This window comes from Streptomyces sp. SID3343 (assembly GCF_009865215.1).
GTDB lineage: Bacteria > Actinomycetota > Actinomycetes > Streptomycetales > Streptomycetaceae > Embleya.
The window spans coordinates 1-6,055 of record NZ_WWJX01000507.1 but is presented as its reverse complement, the minus strand read 5'-3'; the positions used below and the strand labels follow the sequence as shown (position 1 = coordinate 6,055).

Here is a 6,055-nt window from a genome sequence, read left to right as displayed (position 1 = left end):
CGGAGGCCCGGGGCGACACGCACCCGCACCCCCACGCCCACCCGCACGCCGCCACCGGCTGAGCCGGCGCGGCGCCGGATCCGACCTCGGGCGGCGGCCGTCTCGACACGCCCGTGCGACGGCCGCGGCGGACACGCTTCGCGACCCCGTGACGGCGCCTCGTGGTGGTCTGGGGAACCTGCCTCTACCGCCCGGTTGACGTCGCCGACCGGGTTAGGGTGAGAGGTCCCCGCCGGCCGTCCCCGAGGAGCCTGACTCACCGTGTCTGACTCGTTCGTTCACCTGCATGTCCACACCGAATACTCGATGCTGGACGGAGCGGCGAAGAACGACAAGCTGTTCGCCGAGGTGGCCCGCCAGGGCATGCCGGCGGTGGCGATGTCGGACCACGGCAACATGTTCGGGGCGTACGAGTTCCAGGGATCGGCCGCCAAGCACGGGGTGAAGCCGATCATCGGCATCGAGGCGTACGTCGCGCCCAGTACCCGCTTCGCGCGCCGCCCCGAGTTCTGGGCCCCCGGCGGCAAACGCGCGCCGAGCGAAGACGGCGAGGGCGGCAAGGACGTCTCCGGCGGCGGCCGCTACACCCACATGACGATGTGGGCGGAGAACGCGCAGGGCCTGCGCAACCTCTTCCGGCTCTCCAGCCTCGCGTCCATGGAGGGCTACTACATGAAGCCCCGGATGGACCGCGATCTGATCGCCGAGCACCACGAGGGCATCATCGCCACCACGGGTTGCCCCTCCGGCGAGGTGCAGACCAGGTTGCGGCTGGGCCAGTACGACGAGGCGGTCAAGGCCGCCGCGGCGTATCAGGACATCTTCGGGAAGGACAACTACTTCCTCGAACTGATGGACCACGGCCTCGACATCGAGCGCACCGTCCGCGAGGACCTGCTGCGCGTCGCCAAGCAGCTCGACATCCCACTGCTGGCGACCAACGACTCGCACTACGTCACCGAGGACCAGGCCGACGCGCACGACTCGCTCCTGTGCGTGGGCGTGGGCAAGAACAAGGCCGACCCGAACCGCTTCCGCTTCGCGGGCACCGGCTACTACATCAAGACCTCGGACGAGATGCGCCGCCTGTTCGGCGAGCTGCCGCAGTCGTGCGACAACACGCTGCTGATCGCCGAGCGCATCGGCGACTACAGCGACGTGTTCAAGCAGGTCGACCGGATGCCGCAGTTCGACGTGCCCGAGGGCGAGACCCAGGCGACCTATCTGCGCAAGAAGATCACCGAGGGCCTCAAGCGGCGCTTCGGCGACAACCCGAGCCAGGAAGTGCTCGACCGCGTCGAGATGGAGATGAAGGTCATCTCCCCGATGGGCTTCGACGCCTACTTCCTCGTGGTCGCCGACATCTGCCAGTACGCCCGCGACAACGGCATCCCGGTCGGCCCGGGGCGTGGGTCCGCGGCCGGCTCGATGGTGGCCTACCTGACCGGGATCACCGGGCTGAACCCGCTCGACTACGACCTGCTGTTCGAGCGCTTCCTCAACCCCGAGCGGATCAACCCGCCGGACGTCGACATCGACTTCGACGACCGCCAGCGCGACCAGATGGTGCGTTACGTCACCGAGAAGTACGGCTCGGAGTACACCGCGCAGGTCAACACGTTCGGCACGATCAAGGCCAAGGCCGCGATCAAGGACTCCAGCCGGATCCTGGGCTTCCCGTTCGCGACCGGCGACCGGATCACCAAGGCCTACCCGCCGGACGTGATGGGCAAGTCGATGCCCCTGGCCGGCATGTTCGACAAGGACCACGCCCGGTACACCGAGGCCGGCGAGATCCGCGCGCTGTACGAGTCCGACCCCGAAGTGAAGATGGTCGTCGACACCGCGCGCGGCATCGAGGGTCTGACCCGCGGCACCGGCGTGCACGCCGCCGCGGTCATCCTCTCCAGCACGCCCCTGCTCGACCTGATCCCGCTGCACCGCCGGGACAAGGACGGCGTGATCATCACGGGGTTCGACTACCCGTCGTGCGAAGACATGGGCCTGGTCAAGATGGACTTCCTGGGTCTTCGGAACCTGGGCATCATCGACCACGCGGTCAAGATCATCAAGGAGAACCGGGGCGTCGAGGTCGACATCGAGTCGATCCCGCTCGACGACCCGGTCACGTTCGAACTGCTCTCGCGCGGCGACACGTTGGGCGTGTTCCAGCTCGACGGCGGCCCCATGCGGGCACTGCTCAAGCTGATGAAGCCCACCGAGTTCGAGGACATCTCCGCGGTCTCCGCGCTGTATCGGCCGGGTCCGATGGGCATGAACTCGCACATCAACTACGCGCTGCGCAAGAACGCCCAGCAGGAGATCGAGCCGATCCACCCCGAGCTGGAGGAAGCGCTCAAGGACGTTCTCGGCCCCACCTACGGTCTGATCGTGTACCAGGAGCAGGTACAGCGCGCCGCGCAGGTGCTGGCCGGCTACAGCCTGGGACAGGCCGACCTGCTCCGCCGGGCGATGGGCAAGAAGAAGAAGGAAGTCCTGGAGAAGGAGTTCGTGCCCTTCCACGCGGGCTGCCGTGAGCGCGGGTACTCCGACGAGGCGATCCAGAGGGTGTGGGACGTCCTGGTCCCGTTCGCCGGCTACGCGTTCAACAAGTCGCACTCCGCCGCCTACGGCCTGGTCTCGTACCAAACCGCCTATCTGAAAGCCAACTTCCCCGCCGAGTACATGGCCGCCCTGCTCACCTCGGTAGGCGACGAAAAGGACAAGATGGGCGTCTACCTGGCGGACGCCCGCTCGGCCGGCATCCGGGTCCTGTCCCCCGACGTCAACGAGTCGGTGGCCGACTTCACCGCGGTGGGCGCCGACGTGCGCTTCGGTCTGCGCGCGATCCGCAACGTGGGCGACAACGTCATCAACGACATCGTCGAGGCGCGCACCGGCAAGGGCAAGTTCACCTCGTTCGCCGACTTCCTGACCAAGATCGGTTTGCCCGCCTGCAACAAGCGCGCGGTCGAATCCCTGGTCAAGGCCGGGTCGTTCGACGCGCTCGGGCACACCCGCCGGGCGCTGGTCGACGTGCACGAGCAGGCCCTCGACGCGGTCGTGGGGCTCAAGAAGCAGGAGGCCGCGGGCCAGTACGACCTGTTCGGCGGCGGCGACGAGGCCACCGCGGAACCGGCCGTCGGGCTCGACTTCACGCTCACCGACCAGGAATGGCCGCGCAAGCTCAAGCTGGCCACCGAGCGCGAGATGCTCGGTCTGTACGTCTCGGCCCACCCGCTCGACGGCGCCGAGCACATCCTGTCCCGGCACCGCGACACCTCGATCGCCGAGCTGAAGAACTCCGGCCGCACCGAGGGCGTGGTCCAACTCGCCGGACTGATCACCGGCATCCAGCGCAAGGTCAACAAGTCCGGCTCGCCATGGGCGATGATCAACCTCGCCGACCACGACGGCGAGATCGAGGTGCTGTTCTTCCCGCAGTCCTACACGCTCGTCGCGCACGCCCTGGAAGAGGACGTCGCGGTGAGCATCAAGGGCCGGCTCAACGAGCGCGACGGCGCGCTGAGCATCTTCGGTTCCGAACTCGCGCCCCTGGACATCGGCTCGGCCGAACACGGCGGCAAGGCCCCGGTCTGCCTGAAACTGCCGACCACCAAGGTCACCCCGGCCCTGGTGGCCGACATCAAGCGAGTACTCACATCGCACCCCGGAGACGTGCCGGTGCACCTGATCCTGGAGAGCGCGCGGATGCGGACCCGCTACAACCTGGACTTCCGGGTCAACCCCGAAGGCGGCGGGCTCGCGGGCGAGATCAAGTCGATGCTGGGCGCCGGCGTGTGGAGCGTCTGACCCACCGGCTCGGCGTCGGCGGGCTCGGCGGGCTCAGCCGTAGGACCGGGTGAGGATCTCCATGTTGTGCCCGTCCGGGTCCGGGAAGTAGGTGGCCCGGCCCCCGTTCCACGTGTTGATCGCGTCCGGGGTGCGGTGGCCGGGGTCCGCGAAGTACGGGATCCCGGCCGCGCGGATCCGGGCGAGGATGGCGTCGAACTCGTCGTCGGACACCAGGAACGCGTAGTGCTGCGGGTGGATCGACGCGGCGTCCACCTGCATGTAGTCGAGCGCGACGCCGTTGTCGGTCTTCACCGGCAGGAAGTGCGACAGCGGCTCGCCGACCGTCAGGCCCAGCAGCCCGGCCAGGAATTCGGCCGAGGCGCGCTGGTCGCTCGCGGTGACGATGGTGTGGTTGAGCTGAATCGGCATGACTGCTCCCCGTGGCTTCTCGTTCCTACCGAGCTTGCGTGCTGCCCTACTGCTTTTCGCCGTGCAGCCGGTCGTACACCTCGCGGGCGGCCATGACCTGCGCCATGTTGCCCTCCAGGTGCCGGATCAGGTCGAGCAGCCTGGCTGCGGTGGCCGTGCCGAGATCGGTGAGGCTGTACTCGACTCGCGGCGGGATCGCGCTGTGCACGTCGCGCACCACGAAACCGTCCCGCTCCAGCGCCTGCAGGGTCTGCGACAGCATTTTCTCGCTCACGCCCTCCACGCGCCGACGCAGCGCGTTGAAGCGCATCGGGCCGTCGTGCAGGCCACCCAGGACCAGCACGCCCCATCGGCCGGTGATGTGTTCCATGGCCGCGCGGGACACGCACGCCTTCGCGAACACGTCGAATTCGAACTCGGGTGTGGGGTCGGGGGCGTAGCCGGGGTCGGGGCAGTCGGTCGCGGTCGTCGCCACGTTGCCCGCTGCCGCCGCCGATGTCGCCGATGTCGCTGCGGTCGCTGCGTTCGCTGTGGTCGCCATCCCAGCCTCCCTCTCCGTCTCCATGTGCCGAGGTTACCTCCGACGCAGCACGATCGAAAGGGTTGCACTTTCAAAAAGTTAGTGCAATGGTTTTGCACAGCACCGGCGGTGAGAGTTCGGTGCCTACGAAAGGAACCCGTCATGATCGTCGTCACCGGAGCCACCGGACAGTTCGGCCGCCTGGTCGTCGAGGCCCTGCTCCAGCGCGGTACGCCCGCCTCGGAGATCGTGGCCGCGGTACGGACGCCGGCCAAGGCCGCCGACCTGGCCGCCCGCGGCGTGGAGGTCCGCGAGGCCGACTACTCCCGGCCCGAGACCCTCGTCGACGCCTTCGCCGGCGCCGACAAGTTGCTCTTCGTGTCGTCCAGCGGCCCCGAGGCCGACCGCCTCGCCCAGCACCGCGCCGTGGTCGCCGCCGCCGTCGAGGCGCGGGTCGGCCAACTGCTGTACACGTCGCTCTACAACGCGACCGCGAGCACCTTGGGCCTGGCCCGCGTACACCGCGACACCGAGACGAAGATCGCCGAGACCGGTCTGCCCAGCGTCCTGCTGCGCAACAGCTGGTACACCGAGAACCACACCGGCTCGCTCGCGGACGCCGTCGAGCGCGGCACGGTCGCCGGTTCGGCCGGCGAGGGCCGGATCGCGTCCGCCGCACGGGCCGACTATGCCGAGGCCGCCGCCGTCGTACTGCTGAGCGACGACCAAGCGGGCAAGGTCTACGAGCTGACCGGCGACACCAACTGGAGCCTGGCCGAGCTCGCCGCCGAGGCCGCGAAGCAGTCCGGCAAGGAGGTCGCGTTCGCGAACCTGCCGGCCGACCAGTACGCCGGCATCCTCACGAGCGTGGGCCTGCCCCCGTTCCTGGTCGAGCTGATCGTCGATTCCGACCTGCGCGTCTCCGAGGGCGCGCTGTCCGGCATCACGAGTGACCTGTCGACCCTGCTCGGCCGGCCGACCACGCCGCTCGCGGACACCGTCGCGAACACGCTGAAGAACTGAGCCCAGGCCCTGCTCGCATCGCTCGCCGCGGCTGCGCGAAGTGCCCCGGGGTGGAAAGTACCGCTTTCCCGGGGCACTTCGGCATCAGGAATCACCCGTATGACAGGCCGTCGGCTCCCACGCGCGGGCCAGTTGGGCCCGGAGAAGGTCCGGCGGGCTGTCGTCCGTGCCGTAGAGGCGGTCGGCGAGCCGGACCAGGGTGTCGTGCCGAGCCAGCCACACGCCGCGAGCGGACACCGGCGGGGCGTGGCCGGCCGCGCCGGCCACCCGGACCGCGGCCGCGGCGCC

General features: G+C 69.0%; 4 protein-coding genes and 1 pseudogene. 2 read left to right on the top strand and 3 right to left on the bottom strand.

The genetic code is table 11. From position 1 onward, the window contains the following. Positions 1-261 precede the first annotated feature (261 nt). A complete protein-coding gene (dnaE, locus tag GT354_RS16085) occupies positions 262-3,813 on the top strand; it encodes a DNA polymerase III subunit alpha (RefSeq protein WP_161356999.1) in 3,552 nt (1,183 codons plus the stop codon). Between the two features lie 33 nt (positions 3,814-3,846). On the opposite strand, the gene GT354_RS16080 is transcribed toward dnaE, so the two are convergent. Continuing rightward, positions 3,847-4,224, bottom strand: a complete 378-nt coding sequence (locus GT354_RS16080) for a VOC family protein (RefSeq protein WP_161356998.1) — start codon at positions 4,222-4,224, stop codon at positions 3,847-3,849. A gap of 46 nt (positions 4,225-4,270) precedes the next feature. Next, entirely contained in the window at positions 4,271-4,765 is a 495-nt protein-coding gene (locus tag GT354_RS16075) for a helix-turn-helix domain-containing protein (RefSeq protein ID WP_161356997.1), read from the bottom strand. 141 nt (positions 4,766-4,906) lie between these two features. Between GT354_RS16075 and GT354_RS16070 the strand changes: the two genes are divergently transcribed. After that, complete coding sequence (locus GT354_RS16070) at positions 4,907-5,767, top strand: NAD(P)H-binding protein (RefSeq protein ID WP_161356996.1); 861 nt, start codon at positions 4,907-4,909, stop codon at positions 5,765-5,767. 84 nt (positions 5,768-5,851) lie between these two features. On the opposite strand, the pseudogene GT354_RS16065 reads toward GT354_RS16070, so the two are convergent. Continuing rightward, positions 5,852-6,055: pseudogene (locus tag GT354_RS16065) on the bottom strand (hypothetical protein); the annotation flags it as partial.